The following is a 23270-nucleotide window of genomic DNA, read 5'->3' on the forward strand; positions in this document are numbered from 1 at the left end:
CCGCGTCGGCCTTGGCTGCGGCGACCCGGGTACGGGCGTGCCAGGCGCGGCGGGCCGCGACACCTCGGCATCGGCGAGTACGGCGTCCGCAACCACCCGCAACCGGGGTTGCCGGACCCGGCGGCGGGGCATGCTGGACCGGGGTTGACTGGCTAGTGCGGAGGACTGATGAGCCTTTCGGGACATGTGGTGACGGGTGTGCGGGCGGTCGAGGTCGGGGCCGAGTACGTGCGGGAGGTTGGGCGGAATTCGTTTCGGGGGCATCACGGCCGGGGTGGGATCGAGACGGCGTACGTCGTGGAGACGAATCGTGGTGTGGCGGGGTGGGGGCTGCCGCTGTCAGGCGGGGACCCGGGAGTGGTACTCGGGCGGAATCTGGCCGAGTTGATCGATCCCGACCGTGGGGTGATCGAGCCGGCGGCGGAGGTTCTCGACTATGCGCTGCATGATCTGGCCGCCCGGGTGCTGGACGTGCCGGTGTACGCGATGCTCGGGGCGGCGGGCTCGCCGCGGGTGCGGTGTTACAGCGGCGGGATCTACCTCGACGACCTCGACCCGGAGGACGCGCCGGCAGGGCTCGCGGCGGTCAAGGGGGATCTTCAGCAGGACTACGAGCTCGGGTTCCGGGACTTCAAGCTGAAGCTGGGCCGCGGGTACCGGTGGATGCCGTACCAGGCCGGTCTCGAGCGCGATATCGAGGTGACCCGCCTCGCCCGTGAGCTGTACCCCGACGCGGAGATCCTGGTCGACCCGAACGACGGGTTCACCGTCAACGCGCTCACCGAGTACCTCGCAGCGGTGCCGGACTGCCGTTTGTACTGGATCGAGGAGGCGTTCGCCGAACGACGCGAGGACCTGGAATTCCTGCGCGCGCACCTGTCCACGCTGCCGTGGCAGCCGAAGATCGCCGACGGCGAGTACGACCCGGACGTGGACTACATCCTGCGCCTCGCCCAAGCCGGTCTGCTCGACGTCGCGCTGATGGATGCCGTCGGCTACGGCCTCACCGCCTGGCGCCGGCTCATGCCCCAGCTCCAGGCCGCGTCGACCGAGGCCTCACCGCACGCCTGGGGCCTGCCGCTCAAGACCCTGTACGCCGCCCACATCGCGGCCGGTCTGGGAAACGTCCCCATCGTGGAGGGCGTCCCCGGCCACACTCTTGGCACCGACGGCGACGGCTACGACCTGTCCGACGGCCACCTCCACCTCTCCGACCGCCCCGGCTTCGGCATCGAGCTCGCTCACGGCCGGTAGTTCCAGACGAAGCTGCGGTGGCAGGTCCTGGGGTCAGGGCGCGGGTTGTCGCTCATCCATGCGACCAGCTTGCCGTTCGCGTCGATGTAGCACCCGTTCCGCCGGGCGCGCCACTCGCCCTCGGTCTTCGGGCTGCTGTACACCAGCTTGCCGGCGGCGTCGTACCCCCGGATCGTGTAGGGGAGCCGCGTCGCGTCGGTGCGCGGCCCACGGACCCGGACGTACGGGACCGCGGTGTAGAAGAACCCGTGGCGAAGCACGGCCTCGACCGGGGGTTGGTTCCCGATGGCCACCGTGATACGGGTGATGTGGGCGGCGTAGACGCCGGCACCGATCCGGCGGTCCTCCACGGCGCGGTACAGGACCTGGTCATTGCCGTAGGGGAGCACCTGCAGCAGCTCGCCCTTCTCGTTCAACCCGCAGGCGATCCAGGACCCGAACGTGATGTTCTGAACGACCACCCAGATCGGCGTGTAGGCATCGCCCGGAGCGTTCGCGAACCGGAACCCGTCGAGGACCCTGTACTTCTCGGGCTGCGCTGCGGGCTGCCCGAGCCCGGTGCGTTCGAAGCAGGTCTTGCCGTATCGGATCTTGGCCGCGTCGTTCAGTGGCTCGACAGTGGTCGGTTCCGGCGTACGGCTCACCGGCGGCCGGCCGTTGTCCTTACGCAGCGCCGGTATGCCGATGGCCAGGCCGGCCGTGATCGCGAGGACGGCCGCGGCGGCGGCGAGCGGGACCAGGCGGCGGCGCGGCGCGGCGGCGGTGGACTCGTGCTCGACGATGGCGATCAGCTCGGCGCGCTGGCGGGCGCGGGCCTCCGGTCGGAGCTCGTGCTCCGGCGGGGAAAGGGTCATGACGGCGTCTCCACGGTGGACAGGAGGTTCAGCTCGCGCAGGTGCTTGCGGGCGCGGGAGAGCCGGGACTTCACCGTGCCGAGCGGGACGTCGAGTGCCACCGCCGCCGCCTGCTGGTCGAGACCGGCCCAGATGCAGAGCTCGACGATCTCGCGTTCCTGCTTGGGGAGGCGTTTCAGCGAGGCACGGGCCTGCTGGATCCGCTGGTCGTCGTCGAGCCGGCCGGCCACGTCGTCGGCGTGGTCGCGGACGTGGTCGGCCAGCAGATGCGCGGCCGCGAGCGCCCGGCGGTAGCGCAGCTTGGCGCGCCACTCGTTCCGCACGGTGTAGTCGGCGGTCCGCAGTAGCCACGGCAGCGCCGAGTCACGGTCCAGGACGACCTCGGTACGGCGTCGCCACGCGTGCAGGAACACCGTCGAGGTCAGGTCCTCCGCGTCGCTCCAGGACGCGGTCCGCCGGTACAGGAAGTTGTAGATCGCCTGGGCATGCCGGTCGTACAACCGACCGAACGCCTCGGAGTCGCCGTCGGTGGCGCGCTCCCAGAGGGCCCGGTCGGAGGTCGTCGGCATGATGAGGCCATCGTGCACGGCCTGGAGGCCGCTCACGGGGAATCTCCGCTGGTACAGGCGCGCATCCGCGCTCCGATCCGCTCTCGACAGGACTGCCTTGCACCGGTGTTGTGTCCGGCCGGCCCGGAAGGTTCCCACCGATTTCATGAAATCTCGCCGGACCGGCGGCTGATTTCAGCGCGGCGGTCCCGCGGTCAGACGGTCGCGGACCTGCTGCATGCGTTCGGGTGAGTTGTGCGGCATCTCCCCGCCTCCCAGACGAACACGCCGTCCCAGCCTGCCTCCTCGGCCAGGATCGCCTGCTCGAGCTGCTCGACCGCCGTACCGCCGGGAAGGATCACGCCGTATTTCATGCGCACCTTCTTACCTGCCGCCACCGACAGGAAAGAAGGTGCGCACCGGTGTCAGCCCAGGTAGTCGCGCCAGGGGCCGGTGATGGCGAACGTGATGCCGGGCGACTGCAGGTTGACGAAGAGGACCTTGCCGTCGGCCGAGAAGGCTGGGCCGGCGAACTCGGAGTCGTTCAGCATGTTCCGGGCGATCGCGTACGTCGGGCCGCCCGGCGTCGAACTCAGCACGTGGCTGCTCGCGTTGCCGTCCTCGGCCAGGACCAGCGAGCCCCACGGGGTGACGGTGACGTTGTCCGGGCCGTCGAAGTTGTAGTCGTCGTACTTCGCCGCGGAGCCCTTGTCCGCCGCGGTGTTCTCCGGGAAGTAGGTGACCAGTTGGATGGTCCGGGCCTTGTAGTTGTAGAACCACACCATGCCGTCGTGCGGGATGGCGTCGGCCGGCAGGTCGTTGGTGCCGGACTCGGCGTACGAGTTGACGACGTACACGCCCTCGTCGGTGCCGAAGACTCCCTCGAACTTCTTGCCGCGGGTGACCTTGTCGTTGGCCAGCTGCCTGCGGCACGACACCGAGACCGCGTCCCGGTCCGGCACCGGCACCCAGGCGACCCGGAACGGGCGGAGCAGCTGGGCGGACGTCAGGTAGGCGACGTCCGGGATCGGCTTGCCGTCGTCGCCGAGGATGGCCATCGCCTCGAGCGTGCCGAAGTCCGCGTCGGCCAGGTCCCGCCAGCTGTCCGGCCCGAGCTTGTAGCCGGCCGGCGCGGACCAGCGGTAGAACAGGCCGTTCGGGCCGGAGGCGTCCTCGGACAGGTAGATGTGGTTGCGGTCCTTGTCGACCGCGAGGGCCTCGTGGGCGTAGCGGCCGAGCGCCTTCAGCGGGACCGGGTGTGCGGTCTTGCCGTCACCCCAGACCTCGAAGACGTAGCCGTGGTCCTTCAGCCGGGTGGTGCCGTTCGCCTTGGACTCGGTCTCCTCGCAGGTCAGCCAGGTGCCCCAGGGAGTGTGCCCGCCGGCGCAGTTCGTGAGCGTGCCGGAGATGCCGACCCACTCACCGAGGTTCCTGCCGTCCCGGTCGACGGAGATGACCGTGCAACCCCCGGCCGCGCCGACGCCGGCGTCGTACACGGTGCCCTCGAGCGGCGGCACGCCGAGTGCGTTGGCACTGCCGATCTCGTGGTTCTGGATCAGCAGGTACCTGCCGCGCCCGGTGTCGAACACCGCCGTACCGTCGTGCGCGCCCGGTGTCGGCTGGCCGGTCGTGAGCCTGGTCTCACCGGCCCGGGTGACGATCCGGTACTTGAACCCCGGCGGCAGCGCCAGGACGCCGTCCGGGTCGTCCAGCAGCGGCGGGAACGGGCGGTGCGCCGGGTACGGCGAGTGCCGCGGACCGGGCGTGGCGTCGGCCAGCGAGGGTACGGTGCCGACAGTGGCGAAACCGACACCAGCGGCGCCGGCGGCGGCACCCCGGAGAACGGAACGGCGGGCAACAGACATGGCGATGTGCTCCTCGATGCGATGGTGGGCGGGCGGCCCCCCGCGATCCTGCCCGCGGCCGGCAGCCGTCGAGGAAACTGCACCTGAACATCTGGCCCTGCAACGACCCGGGCCCGACGAGCGTCCCTAGTCGGAGGTGATCGTGATGCGCAGGTTCGGTGCGGCCGCGGTGGTTCTGGCGGCTGCGGTATTGGTTGCTTGTGGCAATGATTCTGGAGTGGGAGGACAACCGACGGTGAGCAGCTCGCCAACCCCTGAGACCCCGCAAAGCCCTCAGTCCCCGGAGACGCCGGAAACTCCGGGGACCCCTGGCGGTCCCGGCACCCCGGAGCCGACCGGCGGCGGGGTCGAGCAGGCCAAGGCCGACCTGGCCAAGCGGCTGGGTGTGGACGCGGCCCAGGTGACCGTAATCAGCTCGACCGAGGTCACCTGGCCCGACGGGAGCCTCGGTTGCCCGGAGCCGGGTATGAACTACACCCAGGCCCTCGTCCCGGGCTCCCGCATCATCCTCGAAGCGGGCGGCAAGCAGTACCACTACCACTCAGGCGGCACACGCCCGCCGTTCCTCTGCACCGACCCCCAGCGCTGATCCTCAGGCAGACCGCGAGTCGACCACCGGTACGTCGGCTTCGTTAACGAACGCGTCCCGCGGTCGCTGCACAGACGCCAGCGACACGATGTCGCGACCGTAGACTGCGGCGACCAGCCACGTGGCCAGCACCCGCATCTTCCGGTCCCAGGTCGGCACCGCCAGGACGTGGTATCCGCGGTGCATCAGCCACGCCAGGAAGCCCTTGATGACGATCCGGCGGTACTGGAAGATGCCGGTACCCAGCCCGAGCGTGGCGATCGTGCCGAGACTGTGGTGGACGTACTGCTTCGGCTTGCGGCCGCGCAGCGACCGCAGCAGGTTCTTGGCCAGCAACTTTCCCTGCCGTACTGCGTTCTGCGCGTTCGGGGTCGTCAAGGCACCGGCCACCGGCGACGCGAGGTCGGGGATCGCCGCGTCGTCCCCGGCCGCCCAGGCGTCCGGCACCGGGGCGGTCTCGGTGCCGACGCGGAGGTCGGCCCGGGCCTGGATCAGGCCGCGCTGGGTCACCGGCAGGTCGGTGTGGCGGTGGACCAGCCTGGTCGCGGCGTTGCCGGTCGTCCACACGATCAGGTCGGAGTCGAACGTCGTACCGTCCGACAGGACGACATGTCCGTCGACGGCGGACTCGACCGTCGTGCCGAGGTGAATCCGCGCGCCGCGCCGTTCGAGCGTCGAGCGCACCCACTGCGCCGGGCCGTCGGTGACCTCCGGGAGGATGCGCTGGGTCGCCTCGACCAGGTGGAAGGAGAGGTCGGCCGGGTCCAGGTCGGGGTAGCGCCCGACAAGGCTGTTCGCCAGCGACAGCAGTTCGGCGAAGCCCTCGACGCCGGCGAAGCCGCCGCCCACGAAGGTGACCGTCAGCAGGCGTTGCCGTTCCGGGCCGGGCGGGAGGACCGAGGCCTGGTCGAAGGCGGTGAGCAGCTGATCGCGAATCGCGACCGCCTCCTCGACGTGCTTCAGGCCGATCGCGCGTTCGGCCACGCCGGGGACGGCGAGTTTCCGGGTGACCGCGCCGGCCGTGACGGCGATGACGTCGTACGAGAGTTCGAACTGGGGTCCCCGGACCGGGCGGACCGTCACCGTGCGCCGGGCGTGCTCGATCGAGGTGACCGAGCCCGCGATGACTTTGGTCCGGCGCAGGTTCCGCCGCAGCGACACCGCGGTGTGCCGCGCCTCGACCGACCCGGCCAGTACTTCGGGCAGGAACGGTTGGTACGTCATGTACGGCCGCGGGTCGACCACGACGACCTCCGCCTCGCCCTTCCGGAGCTTCTTCTCCAGCTTCCATGCCGCGTAAAAGCCGGCGTACCCACCGCCGACCACAAGGATCCTGCGCACCGTGTGCCTCCGTCTGTCGTCTCTTCACCAGGTAGACACGGCAGCCGGCCGGTTTGTGACTCGATGAGGTGAGACGTGGGAGACAGGCGGGTTGTGACCGGGGTGACAGTCACAGAACGGTGGGTTCGGTTGTCTTGGGGGTGAGACCACCGCAACGAGTCGAAGGAGATTCGATGAAGACCACCGAGCAGCAGATCGCCACCTCCGTCCTGGTGATCGGAACCGGTGGTGCCGGGCTGCGCGCCGCGATCGAGCTGGCCGAGCAAGGCGTCGAAGTACTTGCCCTGGGCAAAAGACCGCGGGCGGACGCGCACACCGCACTCGCCGCCGGCGGCATCAACGCGGCGCTCGCCACGATGGACCCGGAGGACTCCTGGCAGCAGCACGCCGCCGACACGCTGCAGGAGAGCTACCTGCTGGCGAACCCGATCACGGTCCGGATCGTCACCGAGGGAGCGGCCCAGGGCATCGCCGATCTGGAGCGGTGGGGGATGCCGTTCGCCCGGGAGGCCGACGGCCGGATCTCGCAGCGGTTCTTCGGTGCGCACACCTATCGTCGGACGGCGTTCGCGGGCGACTACACCGGCCTGGAGATCCAGCGGACGCTGATCAACCGCGCGGTCCAGTTGGGTGTCCCGATCCTGGACACGGTCTACGTGACCCGCATCCTGGTGCGCGACAACACGGTGTTCGGCGCGTACGGGTTCGACCTGACCACCGGGCGGCGCTACGTTATCCACGCCGACGCGGTGATCCTGGCCGCGGGCGGTCATACCCGCATCTGGCGCCGTACGTCGTCCCGTCGTGACGAGAACACGGGTGACTCGTTCCGGCTCGCGGTGCTGGCCGGCGGCAAGATCCGTGACCCCGAACTGGTCCAGTTCCACCCGTCCGGACTGATCGAGCCGGAGAACGCGGCCGGGACGCTGGTCTCCGAGGCGGCGCGTGGTGAGGGCGGTCAGCTGCGGAACGCGCTGGGGGAGCGGTTCATGGCGCGGTACGACCCGGAGCGGATGGAACTGTCGACCAGGGACCGGGTCGCGTTGGCGGCGTACACGGAGATCAAGGAAGGTCGCGGTACGCCGAACGGCGGGGTCTGGCTGGACGTGTCACACCTGCCGCGGGAGACGATCATGCGCCGGCTGCCGCGCGTGTACCAGACGCTGCTCGAGTTGCAGATGCTCGACATCACCAAGCAGCCGATCGAGATCGCACCGACGGCGCACTACTCGATGGGCGGCGTGTGGGTCCGTCCCGAGGACCACGGCACCGGTGTCGAAGGGCTGTACGCGATCGGCGAGGCGTCCAGCGGCCTGCACGGGGCGAACCGGCTGGGCGGCAACTCGCTGATCGAGCTGCTGGTCTTCGGCCGGATCGTGGCGGAGGAGGCGGCGAAGTACTCGATCGGCCGGCAGTCGCAGCAGCGATCCGCCGAGGTCGTCGCCGAAGCCCGCGCCGAGGTCGACGCGCTGCTGGCGAATGACGGCGAGGAGAACGTCCGGGCCTTGCAGCGGGCGCTCCGCGACACGATGACGAACCGGGCCGGCGTGGTCCGCGACGAGGCCGGACTGCTGGCCGGGATCGCGGAGCTCACCGAGATCGAGGAGCGGATGACGACGATGGGTGTCCATCCCGACATCGCCGGTTTCCAGGACCTGGCTCACGCGTTCGACCTGAAGTCGTCGGCCCTGGCGGCGCGGGCCACCCTGGACGCCGCCCTCGAACGCCGCGAGACCCGCGGCTGCCACAACCGCTCCGACCACCCCGACCTCGACGAGTCCCTCCAGGTCAACCTGGTCTGGACGGCCCCCGGCCAGGTCCACCGCGAGCCGATCCCCCCGATCCCCGACGAAATCCGCTCCCTGATGCGCAAAGACATCCCCACCGAAGGAAAACTGGTCGAGTAACCCCGACGCCGTCACTACGATCGACCGGATGACCAGCGCCCTCGTGTTGTCCGGCCCACCCGGCGTCGGCAAGACCACCATCGGCTGGCGGGTCTTCGACCGCTGTATCGACCTCGGTCAGGATCCGGCGTTCGCCGACCTCGATCTCCTCGGCGCCGCCTGGCCGGCTCCTGCCGACGACCCGCATCACTCACGCCTGAAAGCGGCCAACCTGGCCGCCGTCTGGTCCAACTACCGCGCCGCCGGCAGCCGCCGGCTCATCGTCGCGGGCGTGGTGGAGAACAACCGCGAGCGGAGGCAGCTGGAAGAGGCGACGGGAGGCCCGGTGATCATCTGCCGGCTCGATGCCCCGGACGCCGTGCTCGCGCAGCGAATTCGCGGTCGTGGACGAGACTCTGACGTGCAGCGGCTCGTTGCCCGGGCGGTCGAGTTGTCGGCTCAGCTCGTCGCCCAGGATGTGAGCGACTTCGCGGTCAGCACGGGTGGGCGGAGTGTCGACGAGGTGGCGGAGGACGTGCTTGGGGGGTGGTGACCGGTAGTGGTCAGGGGCGTTGACTGGGGGGAATGGGGGCGGGTGGGGTGGGGGGACCGAGTCTGTGGAGGTTGGGCTGTGCGGGTTGACGACGTACGTCGGGGGTTTTGGGCGCCGCCTGGTGACGGGCGGGTGATGATGCGGTGGTGGTGGTTCGGGCCCGCGGTGGATCGGCGTGAGCTGGAGCGGGAGCTGAAGGCGATGGCGGCGGCCGGGCTGGGCGGGGTCGAGGTCGCGTTCGTCTACCCGATGAGCTCGGTCGACGCGCCGTTCGGCTCGGAGAAGTTCCTGCGGGACGTGGGGTTCGCGGCGCGGACCGCCCGCGACCTGGGGCTGCGGTTCGACCTCACCCTCGGCAGCGGCTGGTCGTACGGCGGCGGGCACATCGGGCCGGAGCTGGCCGCGCGGCGGCTGAGCTGGGACCGGCGTGAGATCGGCGCCGAGGCGTACGACGTACCGGTCGTCGAAGCGTGGCCGGGCGACGAGCTGGTCGCCGTGTTCGTCGGCGAAGGCTCGGCCGGCCTGCCCACGTCGTACGACGAAGTTGCCGTAAGCAACGGGATGATCCGGGTACCGCCGGGGCACGGACCGCGTGAGGTGCTGATCGCGTGGTCGCGGCTGACCGGTCAGAACGTGAAGCGTGCCGCGGCCGGTGCCGAAGGGCCGGTGCTCGACCACTACTCGGCGGCCGCGGCCGAGGAACACATCAGGTCGGTCGCGGAACCACTGCTGATGGCGGCCACGCCCGAGCTGGTCGGCTCGGTGTTCTGCGACAGCCTCGAGGTCTACCAGGCCGACTGGACGCCGTCGCTGCTGTCGGAGTTCTCGAGCCGACGGGGTTACGACCTGCGGCCGCGGCTGTGGGAGCTGTACCAGGGGTCGCCCCAGGTCCGCATCGACTTCTACCGGACGTTGTCGGAGTTGTACGAGGAGAACTTCGTCGGCGTCTTCCAGCGCTGGGCCGCCGAGCACGGCGTACCGTTCCGGATTCAGTCGTACGGCGAGCCGCCGGCGACGATGAGCAGCTACCGGCACGCCGAGCTGTTCGAGGGTGAGGGCTGGGGCTGGACGCGGCTGCCGGAGACGCGGTGGGCGTCCTCGGCCGCGAACATCTACGGCCGCTCGGTCGTGTCGGCCGAGGCCTGGACCTGGGTGCACTCGCCGTCGTTCCGCGCGACGCCGCTCGACCTCAAGGGCGAGGCACACGAGCACTTCCTGTCCGGCGTCAACCAGCTGATCGGCCACGGCTGGCCGTACTCACCTTCCGGTGAACCGGGAGTCGGCTGGATCTTCTACGCCGCCGGCGCACTCGACGACCGCAACCCGTGGTGGCCGGTGGCCCCCGACCTCTTCGGCTATCTGCACCGGCTGTCCTGGCTGCTCCAGCAGGGCACACCGGTCCGGCCGGTCAAGGTCTACGTGCCGGCCTCCGACGCCTACGCGAGTGGAACGCTGAACCTGTATCGCACCGTACGGCGCTTGATCGGCGACGACATCCCGCGGATCGTCCGCGAGTCCGGACTCGACTTCGACCTGATCGACGACGACGCGATCGGTGTGGTCGACCCGGCCGGCGTGCCGCTGGTCGTCGTACCCCCGGGAGCGACCGTGCCTCCGGAGACCGCGACGTGGCTGGATGCGGTCGTCGCGGCCGGGGGCGTCGTGGTCGACGACGTGTCGGTCCTTGCGAACCACTTGCCGAAGCGGTTGCCGGACGACATCGGGCTGGTTCACCGGCGACTCGACGACGGCGACCTGTACTTCGTCGCGAACACCGGCAACCAGGCGCGGACGTTCACCTTCGCTGTGTCTGCGCACCTCGAAAAGTGGGATCCGAGCACTGGTGCGGTGACATCCATGTCGAACCAGATCACACTGCAGCCGTACGAGGCGGCCGTGCTCGTACCGGTGTCCTCCGGTGCCGAGAGCAGACCGGTCGAGGATGTCACGTTGGGCAGGTTGGACGGCCCATGGCTGGTCGACGGCGGCTCGGTCACGTTGCCTCATCGGTGGGAGGACGATCCGGCGCGGGCGTCGTACTCGGGCTCGGCGTCGTACCAGATCGAGATCGACCTTCCGGAGACCGACGGTCGGGTGTTGCTTGACTTCGGCAACGGTTCGCCCGCCGAGCGCTCCGGCTATCTGCCGGAGCACCCCTACGAGGCGTTGCTCAGGCCTCCGATCGGTGTTGCGGCGGAGGTCTGGCTCAACGACACCCGCTGCGGCACGCTCTGGGCGCCGCCGTACCGGATCGACCTCACCGACGCCGCCCGGCCCGGCCGCAACACGCTGCGCGTCGTGATCCACAACACGGCCGCCAACGCGCTGGCCGCCGACCAGCACCTCCAACCGCTGGTCGAGTCCCTCACCACCCGCTACGGCCGTCGCTTCGACCTCCAAGACTTGACCCACGCGGCCGACTCGGTCGCCTCCGGCCTCTTCACCCCGCCGACCATCATCCTTCGCCGCCAGCACCACGCCGCGTAGGCCAGGCAGGCGAGAGCCAACCCAGGCAGGACGACGAGCGTCGGATTCACCCACGCCGGAACGAGGTCATACCCCGCGTGGCACCTGTCGTGCAGCGGGAACCAGCGCGTGTACTCGTCGAAGTTCTCCCGCCGGTAGACCCGGTCGTACACCTGCCCATCCGCGTGGCACGCCTCCTCCGGGTCCAGGCTCGCTCCGGCGAGCGACCCGACGACGTACGTGACTCCCGTCCCCAGCAGGAGCAGAACAGCCGTCCCCACGAACCACCCCGCGCTCCGCCGCCACGTGCCGTTCACCAAAGCCCGGCCCCACAACCACAGGGCGGGAGAGGCCAATACGACGAACGCCAGCAAGAGGAGCATGGCGCCAACTCTGCCAGCTCCGGGGTGCGGGGGCTGAATGACGCGATTGAAAATCGTTGATTGCCTGTTGACAGTCGATAGACGGTCATCGATTATCGATAGGTGATCAGTGTGCGGGGACTCATCAAGCAGTACGGCGACGTACGGGCCGTGGACGAATTGACCTTCGACGTGCCGGCCGGGCAGGTGACCGGCTTCCTCGGACCCAACGGGGCCGGGAAGTCGACGACGATGCGGATCGTGATGGGCCTCGACCGGCCCACGGCGGGCACGGCTTTGGTCAACGGGAAGCGGTACGTCGAGCTCGCCGAGCCGTTGCGCCAGGTCGGCGCGCTGCTCGACGCGGGCGCGATGCACCCGGGCCGGACCGGCCGCGGTCATCTCCGGATCGGCGCGCGGACCAACGGCATACCGCTCCGGCGGGTCGAGGAAGTCATCGAGCAGGTCGGCCTCGGGGCCGCCGCGCGGCGACGGATCAAGGGCTACTCGCTCGGTATGCGGCAACGGCTCGGCATCGCGGCCGCGTTGCTGGGCGACCCGGAGGTGCTGCTGTTCGACGAGCCGGTCAACGGCCTCGACCTCGACGGTGTGCGCTGGATCCGGTCGTTACTGCGCGGGTTCGCCGACGAGGGCCGGACCGTGCTCGTCTCCAGCCACCTGATGAGCGAGATGCAGTTGATCGCCGACCGCATCGTCATCATCGGCCGCGGCCGGCTGATCGCCGACGCGCCCGTCGACGAGATCCTCCGCGGTCTCGGTGGCCAGCGGGTCCGCATCCGGACCCCTCAGGCGGATGAGTTGCAGCGCGCCCTGGCCGACCGCGCCGCGGTGGAACGCACAGCCCCCGACGAACTCGAGGTCACGGGCCTTCCCGCTACGGAACTCGGCGAGCTCGCGTACGCCCTCGGCGTCCCGGTGCATCACCTGGCCGAGATCGAGCAGTCGCTCGAACACGCCTACCTGGCCCTGACCGAGGAAAGCGTCGACTACCACGGCCGCACCCCCGCCTACGCGAACGGAGCCCAACGATGAGCACCCCCACCGTGTTGAATGCCGCGCTGCCGCGCGGCCGGTCATGGGGCTGTTGCTCCCGGCCTTCCCTCGTCGCTCCAGTCGCTGTGCTGCATGCCGCGCCTCCGGCGCGGCGGGTCATGGGGCTGTTGCTCCCGGCCTTCCCTCGTCGCTCCAGTCGCTTCGCTCCCTCCGCTCCTCAGTCCAGGCCGGAAGGTCCCATGACCGGGCTCCCTCCGCTCCTCAGTCCAGCCCGGGAGGCCCCATGACCGTGTTGGCCCGGACGGGGGCTGCTGAGTGGAGTCGGCTTTGGAGTGTTCGGTCGAGCTGGATCTTCGCTGGCGTGACCGCGGTCGTTGTCGTCGGTTTCGGCACGATCATGGGGTACGACGTCTCCGACGACCCGACGGGTCCTGGGCCCAATACGACGGCCTGGGACGGCGGCCGGTTCACCGCGATGTTCGCGCTCTTCGGGGTGCTCGCGATGTCCGTGGTCACCAGCACCGCCGACCACGGCACCGGCGGCATCGTGCCGACCTTGCAGTGGACACCACGCAGGGGAGTGCTGCTGGCTGCCCGGTCCGGCGTCATCGTCGCCACGACCGCGCTGCTGGGGATGCTGGTGGTGGCAGCGGCAAGCGTTGTGGTGTGGGCGTTCCGCCCCTCGCTGGGACTGCCGTTCGGTGCCGGGGTCGAGACCCTCGCCGAGCTCGGCTTCGTGTTCGCCGCCGGCGCTCTCCTCGGCGTCGGGCTGGGCTTGGTGACCCGCAGTACGGCGGCCGCGCTGGTGAGCGTGATCGCCCTGATGCTCGTGCTGCCGTTGGTGCTGGCCCAGCTTCCGTACGAGTGGTCCGTCACGCTGTCGTCTCGCATGCCCGGGGCAGGCGCGCTCTTCCTGATCTTCGGGGAAGGTCCGCGTGACGACATGACGACGGCGTCCGCCCGGTTGACCCTCGGGTTGTGGGCCGTCGCCTTCCTGGTGGTGGGCGGGTTGCGGCTGATGCGTAGCGACGCCGACCGATGAACACGTGCGACGTGCTGGTGGTGGGGGCCGGGCTGGCCGGTCTTCACACGGCGACGCTGCTTGCCGGGCAAGGGCATGACGTCTTGCTGGTTGAACGACGTACCAGCCTGACGACGGCGATCCGCACGACCGGGATCTTCGTCCGGAAGACGCTCGACGATTTCCCGTTGCCCGCGGAGTGTCTCGGGCCGCCGATTCGTCGGGTCGTGCTCTATCCGCCGGACCTGCGTCGCCCGGTGGAGCTGGTCAGCGGACGCGACGAGTACCGGGTGGGCGACATGGCGCCGCTGTACGTCGCGGCCGCCGAGCAGGCAGCTGAGTCCGGTGTACGGATCGCGCTGGGCACACGGTACGCCGGTCGGCATGACGACACCTTTGTCGTGGTCGATCGGGACGGGCCTCGCCGAGTGCGGGCGCGGTACGTCGTCGGCGCGGACGGAGCCCGGTCCCGGGTGGCGCGGGACCTTGCCCTGGAGCGCAACCGGCACCTGCTCATCGGGGCCGAGGAGGTCTTCGCGATACGTCCCGGTGTGGAGCCTCCGACCTTCCATTGTGTGATCGACCCTTCGCTCGCTCCGGGGTACTTGGCCTGGGTGGTCAACGACGGGCAGCACGCGCACGTCGGCGTCGCCGGGTATCCCGATCGGTTCCCCGAAGGTCTGCGCAAGGCGCTGGAGCGGTTCGGCAAGGAGGCACCCGGTCTGCTCGGCCCGGACCGCCCGCACGAGGTCGAGCGGCGTGGCGGCCCGATTCCCGTCGGTGGTCTGCTGCGCCGGATCGGCTGTGCGGACGGGCTTCTCGTGGGCGACGCGGCCGGCGCGGTCTCTCCACTGACGGCCGGCGGCCTCGATCCGTGTCTGCGGCTGTCGACGCTGGCAGCCGCCGTACTCGACGAGGCTTTGAGGACTGGTCCGGGCGCGCTGACGAAGTACGACGGAGCCGCGTTGCGTGGTCACTTCCGAGGCCGGCTCCTGCTGCGCCGCGGGTTGGCCCAGCTCCGCACACCCGCCACGGCCGAGTTGGGCTTCAAGCTCCTCCGCACCCCGATCGGGCGGGCAGCCGCCCGGCGGATCCTGTTCGGTGACAGGTCTTTCCCGACCGCGGGAGGAACGTGATCTAGGGTGGAGCGGTGGACAGTGAGCCGAGTTGGCGGGACAGGCGGCGGGAGGCGTCCGCGGCTCATGCGGCCGCTCTCGAACAGCGCAAGGCTGCCGAGACCGCACAGGCTCGCGCTCTGCTGGCCGACTTCGTGCGGGAACTGAAGGCTCGGGGCGTCGAGCCCGAGACTCTGCGAGCACCCGTCGTCGGGTCGAGTGCGAGCTATCGCACCGGGATCACCGGGTGGTACCTCCGTCGCAACCACTCGCTCGGCGTCGACACCGACGGCAACTTCTACATCCTCGCCACGCCGGCCAGCCTGAAGTCGCGCCTGCTCGGCGTACGGATCCTTCCGTCGGATCCGCCGCTGATCGTGGGCATGGGCGCGCGCGACGGCGAGTCCATGCCGTTGCGGCAACTGCTCACCCTCCGCCTCGACGAGGTCGGCAACCCCTCCTGAGACGACACGCACCGCCGACGGCTCAGTTGATGCGGGTCAGCCGGCCGTTGTCCTGGATGCGGATGGTGGTCTTGCGGGAGCCGACGGTGAGGTCGACGAAGAACATGCTGCCGACGGTTCGGGTGCTGAAGGCAACGGTCTCGGCCGGACGGGCCGGGACGACCGCGGACAGGATGGTGGCGTTCGGGGCGGCCCGGTGGAACTTGACCACCGGAGCGGGCAGGCGATCGAAGATCGTGGGGTAGTACCAGCCCTGAATCGGGTCCTTCTTGCCCTGTTCGACGGTGATCGCGTCGGCAGGGAGTTGGTCCTTGTAAGGGATCTGCAGCAGGTGGGTCTTGCTGCTGTCCCCGGGCTTCGCGGCGATCGCGGTCGTCGCCGACTGGACCGTCACCTTCTGGTCGGCAGGCAGATGCCACAGGGTTTCGTACCGTTGCCCGCTCGCGGACCGGCCTCGGTCGAGGGTGATGATCAGGTCGGGATCCTTCAGGATCAGAACGTCCCGGGTCCGTTCCACGCCTTCGGCCGGTGTGTCGGCCAGGGCGTAGTACTCCGAGGTCGGCGCGATCGCCGCGCTGACCAGCCGGGTCTCTCCACCAGTGGCTTCGGCCGACGGGATGTGCATCACGTTGTGCGCCGACTGGCTCTTGGTCCAGGTCTGCCACTGGTCGAGCTGGTAACCGGAGTGACCCGGATCGATCAGGATGTCGCGGCCGTGCGAGGTGTAGGTGATCGAGGTGTGATCCTCGTGGCCGTGGTACCGGCGTCCCGGACCGAACCGGATGCTGTACGACGACTCCTGTGTGAACGGCCGGGTCTCGCCCCAGCCGGTCCGGCCGAAGATGTAGCCGGCGTCGAACACGGCCGTCCGCCGGCTCGGCCGCGTCCCCTTCGTGCCGAGTGAGGCGGCGTACTCCAGCGGGGTGCCGGCCGCGGCGGTCGGTTTCTGCCGGATCGCGTCACCGACCTGGGGGAGATACCCGGTGGACGTGGTGGCGAGCGCGAGCCACTCGGCCAGGGCGCGACGTCGCTCCTCGATGACCGGACTGGGGTTCGCTCCGCAGCGTTGCAGTGTGGTGCTCGCGCGTCCCCACAGCTGGTAGTTGAACATCGCGTACCCGACCGACTGCTCGTTCGTCGACCCCTGCGGGTCGATCGAGGTCGTGATCGCCTCGGTCAGCCGCTGTACGGCGAGATCCTTCAGCTCCGGGCGACCGAGCGTGCACCCGACGCCGAACAGCGCGATGCTCTCGTCGGTCCCGTGGTTCGACGGTCCGCCCCAGTTCTCCGTCATGAACCTGGCGTGATCCAGCAGGGCTCGGTCGAGCCATCCGTACTGCGGTGGAAGCCGACGGACCCGTAGACCGGCGAGCACGGCCTGACGAGCGCAGATCAGGACGTTCGTCCGGTGCATCGTGGACTCCCACGCGCCGATGTCGCTCTTCCAGGAGTACGGGTTGTCGCGCACCCAGTCCCGGATGATCGCCATCGTGTGCGACAGCGCGGGACGGTTGCCCTTCCCGGCCGCCTGGATGCCCTGCCCCAGCCAGCGCAGCGAGTGCAGCCACATGTACCAACTCGGCTTGCCGTACGGGTCGGAACGCCACCGGATGTCACCGGAGCCGTCACCCACCTGGTACGGCGGATCGTCGCCCCAGGCGAACGTGTCCCGCAGCAGCATCGGCAGCGGGACCTTGGCCTCGATCCCGCTGAACCCCGTGCACTGATAGGTCCCGGTCCGCGCCACCGGCTTCGACGGCGACGGTGTCGGACTGGTAGTGGCGGCCGGCGGCGTGACCACGCTCGGGCTCGGCGACCCGGGGACCGTCGCGGCGACAGTCCGTTCGGGCGTCTCGGGCATCAGCACGACGACCGCCCCGGCGAATGCGACCGCACAGACGACCACACAGACGGCAGCCAGCCCGATCGTGCTCCCCGCCCGCGCCCCACGCCGCGTCAACGCCCCACCCCCACCCGACCATGCAAGCTTAACGGTGTACACCGGAATCCCCGGGTCGATCCAATATCAGAAAGACGCTCCGGGAGTCCGAAACCGTTGCATCGGGCTACAGCGGCACACCCCAGGCGGCGAAGGCGGCGGCCGCGAGTTCGTAGTACTGGCCCGTGTGCTGGTAGAGCCAGCGCACGTTGGCCGCGCTGATCGGGGTGTCGAACAGGCGCAGATCGTCGACGTCGGCCACCGACGCGTCCGGGTTGTCGCCGCCCACGTGCAACTCGCCGGGCTGTAGCAACTGGCCGACGCCGTACGGCTCGACCGTGAACCCCGTCCCGTTGAGGAAGAACTGGATCGCCTTCTGATCGCAGGACGCCGCGACGTGGGTCCAGGTCTCGGCCGGGATCGGCCCGCGGGACGAACTGATGATGCCGGTCGTGCCGCCGGCGCCGAACAGCCGGATCCAGAACAGCCCGTTCAGCCGGCCCGCGTGGGCGACCTCGTTCGCACCGTTCCGCAGCACCAGGAACCGGGCGCCGCTGCTGGTGGTGCGGCACTTGACCCACGCCGAGAACGCCCAGCCCGGCGGCGACGCCGGCCACGTCAGGGACGTCCTCGAAGCCCCCGGACCCGTCCCGTTGGCCCCCAGCGCGGAACCCTCGATGCCGGTCACCCACGAGCCGGCCGCCGTCAAAGTGAGGTCGTTCCCGGACGGTGACCTGTCGTCGGCGACCGTCCCACTGCCCTCGTTGAAGTGGTACACGCCGCGGGCAACATTCGCGGGCCGGTACGGCGTGACGACCGGCGCACCACTCCAGTAGCCCGAGGTCACTTCGGCGAGAAAGTTCTTCGTGAAGGTCACGTAGTCGTACGAGACCTGGCCGCCGGCGCTCGCGTCGCCGCCGATGTACAACCGGTCAAGACCGTCGATGGCCGGCGTCACGTGCGGGACGCCGTCACCGATGCTCTGGGTCGCCTGGTCGCCCTCGAGCCGGACCTGCACGTACGTCGGGTTGATCGCGAACTGGAACCTGGTCCACCGGCCGACGGTCAACGTCGCCGTACTGGTGACCGAGACGGTCCCGTCGTCGATGGTGGTCCAGGTCCCGGTGACGGTCCGGTCGGTGTTGACGACGACGCGGACCCGCGCGCTGCCCGAGGTGTCGTTGATCGCCAGGATCGGAGCGGCCGAACCGGCCGGCGCGCTGTCGAGGCGCAGCCACCCGCAGATGGCGAGCCGGTCGCAATCCGGGAAGTCGACCACACCGCTCGCACCGGCGGTCGCCGTACCCGAGACCAGGGCGCGACCGTAGAGGCCGGTGGTGAAGCTCGCGGACGGCGCGACCGTGAGGTCACGGCCATAGCTGCCGAAGTCCTCGGCCGTGTCGTGGTCGAAGGGGTAGATCGCCAGTTGGTGGTCGATCTGCTCCGCGGCGACGAGGGCCGGCCAATACGCCGCCTCGACCGGGTCGTTCCACCAGCGAAGGTCGTCGACGATCCCGTTGAGCGCCTCGGCACCGGTGAGCGCGTTCCGCCCGGCCTCCATGGTGACCTCGGTGCCGGAGTAGGCGAGTGCGGCCGAGGAGTTGACCGACAGCACCTCGACACCGTCGACGGCGATCCTCACCGTGTCGGTCGACGGCGTGGCGTCGTACACGACGAGGACGTGATGCTGCTGTCCGTCGCGGATGCTCGTGCTCGCGCTGTACGTCGCGCCGGCGATCCTCGCCTCCACCGTGCCGGCGGAGTTGGACGCGTACACGGCCCAGTTGAGCGTGCCGCCGCTGGTGGCGGACGCGATGCAGCGGGCCGCCGCGGTGTTGTCGTCGAGTTCCACCCATGCGGCCACCGACAGGCCGCCGTCGGTGCTCAGGGGGTAGAAGGCGTCTCCGGCCTTCGGCGGACGTACGACGACGTGCAGCGCACCACCGGTGCACTCGAGGCCGTTGCCGTACCTGCCTGCGACCAGCGCCGCCGATCCGACGATGGTGCCGTGCAGGAAGTAGCCCGCCACGTCCCGAACCGTCGTACCGTCGACCGTGTCCGCGTTGAACGTGTAGCCCGCTGACTGCGCCACGGCCGGCCCCTAACTCGCCCGGCGGACCCGGACGGTGACCGTCAGGTCGGAGCCCGGGGCCGTCGATCCGACCTGGTCGACATCGACGGTGAGATAGTCACCGGCCGCCAGTGTGGTCACGGCCGGATTGTTGCCGGTGGCACTGTTCGTCCCGGCCGCGATACTCGGCCGGTTCGCCTGGTCGGTGTAGATGGTGGTGCCGTTCCTGTTCACGTCCACCACGAGCGCGGACCCGGTCGGTGCGGTGTTCACCGCCGCCCGCACCGTTTCGACCACGTAGTCGCCCTCGAGGTGGATCCGCGACTTCCCGGTCGCGACCGCGACGGCGCCGGTGACCGCGAACGTGTACGCCTCGACGGGTACGACCAGGACGCCGTCGATCGTCAGACTGCCGTGAATCTGCATCGGTAGTTCCCCCAGCACCGCAGTGAGATGTCCGGCCGCCCCCACGACACCCGGTAGCGGTGAAGACTACGACGCCGGGCTCCCGGCGCGATAGTGGTTCAACCGTTCGACCTGACCGGAAGCGGCTGGTCGGCCCTCCGCGCGGATAAGGTCCGGGGGAGCGAGGAGGTGGATGTGGACGGGTTGGCGATCGTCGTACTCTTCCTGATCCTGCTGGTCGTGGCAGGAATCGTCGGGGGCATCGTTGCGCTCGTACGGCGGCAGCAGTACATCAAGTCGCTGCGGGAACGCGGCTGGACGTTCGTGAACAGCCCGACGTTCGACGCCGTGGCCCGGCTCGGCAATCCGCCGTTCGGGATCGGCTTCCAGCGCCGGACCGACGACCAGATCACCGGCGTGACCAGCACCGGGCGGCCGTTCCAGGTCATCGAGTACCGATCGGAACACTGGTCCGGGTGGGTCGCGATGGTCACGCTGTCGCGCCGGCTCCCGGAGCTGTGGATCACCGGTGGCGACACGCAGCCGCGGTTCGGCGTGGCGGCGACCGTCGTACCGACCCCGCCGCAGCTGGGCGCCGGCTGGCAGATCGGTGCGCTCGACCCCGCGTTCGCTTCGGCGGTGCTGACACCGCGACTGTGTGAGCGGCTGAACGCGATGGCCGCCGGCCGGCCCGGGGTGAACCTGAGTATCGACGCCGACCAAGTGGTGGTGCTGGACCCGCCGCGCAAGGATGCCGACCTCCTCGGTCCCTGGCTCGAGCAGCTCGCCACCGTCGCCGACGCCGTCGACGCGGCGCCGCTGGATGCCTGGATCCAACCGGAGCAGCCACCGCGGCTGACCTTCTACCATCACCCGGACTGGTACTGGATCGGCGAGGACGACAGCCTGCTGCAGGTGACACCGGTGACTCGGTCCGGCCACGGCCACCGCACCAGTGAGGTCATCCGGGGACGGGACGGCGACGGCCCGCCGTTCGTCGCGTTCACGCACCACTGGAAGACGACCCGGACCGAGACCTACACCGACAGCGAGGGCCGGAGCCAGACGCGGACCGTGGTCGAGAACCACAGTGAGGCGATCCTCGGGTTCCAGTTGCCCGCCCGGATGCCGTGGCTGCAGGTGGCCCGCCGGGGGGTCGGCCGCGGGATCAGCTTCGAGAGCGAGGCGTTCAACGATCAGTTCGCGGTGCACGCGCACGACGCGAAGTACGCCTACGACGTGATCCACCCGCGGCAGATGGAGTACCTGATGGCCAGCCGGCCCGCGTCGTTCCAGTTCGTCGACGACTGGGCGTGGTTCTCGGTCGGCGACCACAACCAGCCGACCGTCGCGCACAGCTCCGAGTTCCTCCGCGGCTTCCTGGCCCGCATCCCTCGCTTCGTCTGGCGCAACCTCGGCCTTCCCGACGCCCCCTACCCACCTCTCGACCCCACCCGGGCGTTCCCGGCGGTGCCGGCGGGTTCACAGGGAGCTACTTCCGAGTAAGACTGGTGGGTAGACAACGGGGGTCCGGCCGGAAAGGGGTACGGCGTGACCACACAGCAGCGAGTGGTGCGGGATGTCGGTGAGCGGGAAGCCCGGGAGACCGCCGAGGCTGCACGCGAGACGACGTGGGTGCGACCCAGCTTCGCCAAGGAGCTGTATCTGGGGAACTTCGACCTGTCGCTCATCCACCCACATCCACGGGCCGCGGCCGAGGACGCCGCCCGGGGCGAGGAGTTCCTGACCCGACTCGCGGAGTACTGCCGGACGCTCGACGGTCTGCTGATCGAGCGCGAAGCACGGATCCCCGACGAGTACCTGGCCGGGCTCGCCGAGCTCGGCGTGTTCGGGATCAAGATCCCGGTCGAGTACGGCGGACTCGGGCTGTCGATGGCGTACTACGGACGCGCGCTGATGCTGATCGGGTCGGTGCACCCGAGTCTCGGCGCCCTGGTGTCGGCGCACCAGTCGATCGGCGTACCGGAACCCGTGAAGCTGGTGGGCACCGACGAGCAGAAGCGCCGGTGGCTGCCGCGGTGCGCCGCCGGAGCGGTGACGGCTTTCCTGCTCACCGAACCCGACGTCGGATCCGACCCGGCCCGGATGGCGTCGACCGCGACCCCGACCGAGGACGGCGAGGCCTACCTGCTGGACGGGGTGAAACTGTGGACCACCAACGGCGTGATCGCCGAGCTCGTCGTGGTGATGGCCCGCGTTCCCGAGCACGACGGTCAGCGCGGCGGGATCACCGCCTTCGTGGTCGAGGCCGACTCGCCGGGCATCACGGTGGAGAACCGCAACGCGTTCATGGGGTTGCGTGGCATCGAGAACGGCGTCACCCGCTTCCACCAGGTCCGGGTGCCGGCCGAGAACCGGCTCGGCCGCGAGGGCGACGGCCTGCGGATCGCGCTGACCACGTTGAACACCGGCCGCCTGTCCATCCCGGCCCTGTGCGCGGCGGGCGGCAAGTGGTGTCTCAAGATCGCCCGCGAATGGTCGTCCGAGCGCGTGCAGTGGGGCCGTCCGGTCGGCAGGCACGCCGCGGTGGCCGAGAAGATCTCGTTCATCGCGGCCACCACGTTCGCCCTCGAATCCGTGCTGGAACTGTCGGCACAGCTGGCCGATGCCGGCGGCAAGGACATCCGGATCGAGGCGGCGCTGGCCAAGCTGTGGTCGAGTGAGATGGCGTGGCAGGTGGCGGACGAGCTGGTCCAGATCCGCGGCGGGCGCGGCTACGAGACGGCCGAGTCGCTCGCGGCCCGCGGCGAGCGGGCGGTGCCGGCCGAGCAGGTCCTGCGGGACCTGCGGATCAACCGGATCTTCGAGGGCTCGACCGAGATCATGCACCTGCTGATCGCCCGCGAGGCGGTCGACGCCCACCTGGCCGCGGCCGGTGATCTCGCCTCCACCGACGCCGACCTGCGGGCGAAGGCTCGGGCCGCGGTCAAGGCCAGCGGCTTCTACGCGAAGTGGCTGCCGCAGCTCGCGGTCGGGAAGGGCTCGGTGCCGACGTCGTACGCCGAGTTCGGCCCGCTCGCGAACCATCTGCGGTACGTCGAACGCGCGGCCCGCCGGCTGGCCCGGCAGACGTTCTACGGGATGAGCCGCTGGCAGGCGAAACTCGAGTACCGGCAGGGGTTCCTGGCCCGGATCGTCGACATCGGCGCGGAGCTGTTCGCGATGGCGGCCAGCTGTTCGCGGGCGGAGATGCTGCGCGCCGACGATCCGGCTCGCGGCGAAACGGCGTACCAGCTGGCCGGGGTGTTCTGTGAACAGGCGCGGTTGCGGGTGGAGCGGCTGTTCGACCAGCTCTGGTCGAACACCGACGACAGTGATCGTCGGCTCGCCGACCGGGTCCTCGACGGCCGCTACACCTGGCTGGAGGAGGGCGTGATCGACCCGTCCGAAGGCACCGGTCCCTGGATCGCCGGCTGGCGACCCGGCCCGTCGGCGGCCCAGAACCAGGCTCGCCGCTACCGCTGAAACCTGCGGACGCCACCCGGAGTGAGAGGATTCGGGC

20 protein-coding genes are annotated in these 23270 nt (G+C 69.9%); 11 read left to right on the plus strand and 9 right to left on the minus strand.

Going from position 1 to position 23270, the window contains the following annotated elements; translation table 11 throughout:
* Positions 1-168 precede the first annotated feature (168 nt).
* Positions 169-1254: an enolase C-terminal domain-like protein gene (locus tag ACYVOK_RS14020; protein WP_460662808.1), complete on the plus strand. Its 1086-nt coding sequence runs from the start codon at positions 169-171 to the stop codon at positions 1252-1254.
* On the opposite strand, the gene ACYVOK_RS14025 is transcribed toward ACYVOK_RS14020, so the two are convergent.
* The 4 genes from ACYVOK_RS14025 to ACYVOK_RS14040 form a co-directional block, all read right to left on the minus strand.
* On the minus strand, positions 1242-2108 hold the full coding sequence (locus ACYVOK_RS14025) for a hypothetical protein (protein ID WP_460662809.1): 867 nt from the start codon (positions 2106-2108) through the stop codon (positions 1242-1244). The genes ACYVOK_RS14020 and ACYVOK_RS14025 overlap by 13 nt on opposite strands.
* Positions 2105-2677 (minus strand): RNA polymerase sigma factor, encoded by a 573-nt coding sequence (locus tag ACYVOK_RS14030; RefSeq protein ID WP_460662810.1) that lies wholly within the window; start codon positions 2675-2677, stop codon positions 2105-2107. Before ACYVOK_RS14030 ends, ACYVOK_RS14025 begins: the two co-directional genes overlap by 4 nt.
* A 194-nt stretch (positions 2678-2871) precedes the next feature.
* Entirely contained in the window at positions 2872-3030 is a 159-nt protein-coding gene (locus ACYVOK_RS14035; protein ID WP_460662811.1) for a hypothetical protein, read from the minus strand.
* 51 nt (positions 3031-3081) lie between these two features.
* Positions 3082-4521 (minus strand): alkaline phosphatase PhoX, encoded by a 1440-nt coding sequence (locus ACYVOK_RS14040; protein WP_460662812.1) that lies wholly within the window; start codon positions 4519-4521, stop codon positions 3082-3084.
* Between the two features lie 235 nt (positions 4522-4756).
* Here ACYVOK_RS14040 and ACYVOK_RS14045 point away from each other — a divergent pair, with 235 nt between their 5' ends.
* Complete coding sequence (locus ACYVOK_RS14045; protein WP_460662813.1) at positions 4757-5110, plus strand: hypothetical protein; 354 nt, start codon at positions 4757-4759, stop codon at positions 5108-5110.
* Between the two features lie 3 nt (positions 5111-5113).
* On the opposite strand, the gene ACYVOK_RS14050 is transcribed toward ACYVOK_RS14045, so the two are convergent.
* Positions 5114-6451, minus strand: a complete 1338-nt coding sequence (locus ACYVOK_RS14050; RefSeq protein WP_460662814.1) for an NAD(P)/FAD-dependent oxidoreductase — start codon at positions 6449-6451, stop codon at positions 5114-5116.
* A 173-nt stretch (positions 6452-6624) separates the two neighbouring features.
* On the opposite strand from ACYVOK_RS14050, the gene ACYVOK_RS14055 reads away from it, so the two are divergent.
* From ACYVOK_RS14055 to ACYVOK_RS14065, 3 genes are all read left to right on the plus strand, one after another.
* The gene (locus tag ACYVOK_RS14055; RefSeq protein WP_460662815.1) at positions 6625-8358 is read left to right on the plus strand and encodes an L-aspartate oxidase; all 1734 of its coding nucleotides are present in this window, start codon (positions 6625-6627) and stop codon (positions 8356-8358) included.
* Between the two features lie 28 nt (positions 8359-8386).
* Entirely contained in the window at positions 8387-8890 is a 504-nt protein-coding gene (locus tag ACYVOK_RS14060) for an AAA family ATPase (RefSeq protein WP_460662816.1), read from the plus strand.
* Positions 8891-8968: 78 nt separating this feature from the next.
* Positions 8969-11377: a glycosyl hydrolase gene (locus tag ACYVOK_RS14065; protein WP_460662817.1), complete on the plus strand. Its 2409-nt coding sequence runs from the start codon at positions 8969-8971 to the stop codon at positions 11375-11377.
* On the opposite strand, the gene ACYVOK_RS14070 is transcribed toward ACYVOK_RS14065, so the two are convergent.
* A complete protein-coding gene (locus ACYVOK_RS14070) occupies positions 11266-11739 on the minus strand; it encodes a hypothetical protein (RefSeq protein WP_460662818.1) in 474 nt (157 codons plus the stop codon). The two genes, ACYVOK_RS14065 and ACYVOK_RS14070, sit on opposite strands and share 112 nt — an antisense overlap.
* Before the next feature lie 102 nt (positions 11740-11841).
* Between ACYVOK_RS14070 and ACYVOK_RS14075 the strand changes: the two genes are divergently transcribed.
* The 4 genes from ACYVOK_RS14075 to ACYVOK_RS14090 all read left to right on the plus strand — a co-directional run bounded on the left by ACYVOK_RS14075 (position 11842) and on the right by ACYVOK_RS14090 (position 15332).
* On the plus strand, positions 11842-12771 hold the full coding sequence (locus tag ACYVOK_RS14075; protein WP_460662819.1) for an ABC transporter ATP-binding protein: 930 nt from the start codon (positions 11842-11844) through the stop codon (positions 12769-12771).
* A gap of 322 nt (positions 12772-13093) precedes the next feature.
* Entirely contained in the window at positions 13094-13774 is a 681-nt protein-coding gene (locus ACYVOK_RS14080) for a hypothetical protein (RefSeq protein WP_460662820.1), read from the plus strand.
* Positions 13771-14889 (plus strand): NAD(P)/FAD-dependent oxidoreductase, encoded by a 1119-nt coding sequence (locus ACYVOK_RS14085; protein ID WP_460662821.1) that lies wholly within the window; start codon positions 13771-13773, stop codon positions 14887-14889. Before ACYVOK_RS14080 ends, ACYVOK_RS14085 begins: the two co-directional genes overlap by 4 nt.
* A 14-nt stretch (positions 14890-14903) precedes the next feature.
* Entirely contained in the window at positions 14904-15332 is a 429-nt protein-coding gene (locus ACYVOK_RS14090; protein ID WP_460662822.1) for a hypothetical protein, read from the plus strand.
* A gap of 22 nt (positions 15333-15354) precedes the next feature.
* Here the strand turns inward: ACYVOK_RS14090 and ACYVOK_RS14095 are convergent, their stop codons facing one another.
* The 3 genes from ACYVOK_RS14095 to ACYVOK_RS14105 form a co-directional block, all read right to left on the minus strand.
* Positions 15355-17292, minus strand: a complete 1938-nt coding sequence (locus tag ACYVOK_RS14095) for a heparinase II/III domain-containing protein (RefSeq protein ID WP_460662823.1) — start codon at positions 17290-17292, stop codon at positions 15355-15357.
* Between the two features lie 106 nt (positions 17293-17398).
* Entirely contained in the window at positions 17399-19363 is a 1965-nt protein-coding gene (locus ACYVOK_RS14100) for a LamG-like jellyroll fold domain-containing protein (RefSeq protein WP_460662824.1), read from the minus strand.
* A 9-nt stretch (positions 19364-19372) separates the two neighbouring features.
* Positions 19373-19768 carry a hypothetical protein gene (locus ACYVOK_RS14105; protein ID WP_460662825.1) on the minus strand — a complete coding sequence of 132 codons (396 nt, stop codon included), beginning with the start codon at positions 19766-19768 and terminating at the stop codon, positions 19373-19375.
* Between the two features lie 174 nt (positions 19769-19942).
* Here ACYVOK_RS14105 and ACYVOK_RS14110 point away from each other — a divergent pair, with 174 nt between their 5' ends.
* Together ACYVOK_RS14110 and ACYVOK_RS14115 are read left to right on the plus strand one after the other, a co-directional pair.
* The gene (locus ACYVOK_RS14110) at positions 19943-21253 is read left to right on the plus strand and encodes a hypothetical protein (RefSeq protein ID WP_460662826.1); all 1311 of its coding nucleotides are present in this window, start codon (positions 19943-19945) and stop codon (positions 21251-21253) included.
* A 45-nt stretch (positions 21254-21298) separates the two neighbouring features.
* Positions 21299-23233 carry an acyl-CoA dehydrogenase family protein gene (locus tag ACYVOK_RS14115; RefSeq protein WP_460662827.1) on the plus strand — a complete coding sequence of 645 codons (1935 nt, stop codon included), beginning with the start codon at positions 21299-21301 and terminating at the stop codon, positions 23231-23233.
* Positions 23234-23270 lie beyond the last annotated feature (37 nt).

Source organism: Kribbella swartbergensis, assembly GCF_054784135.1.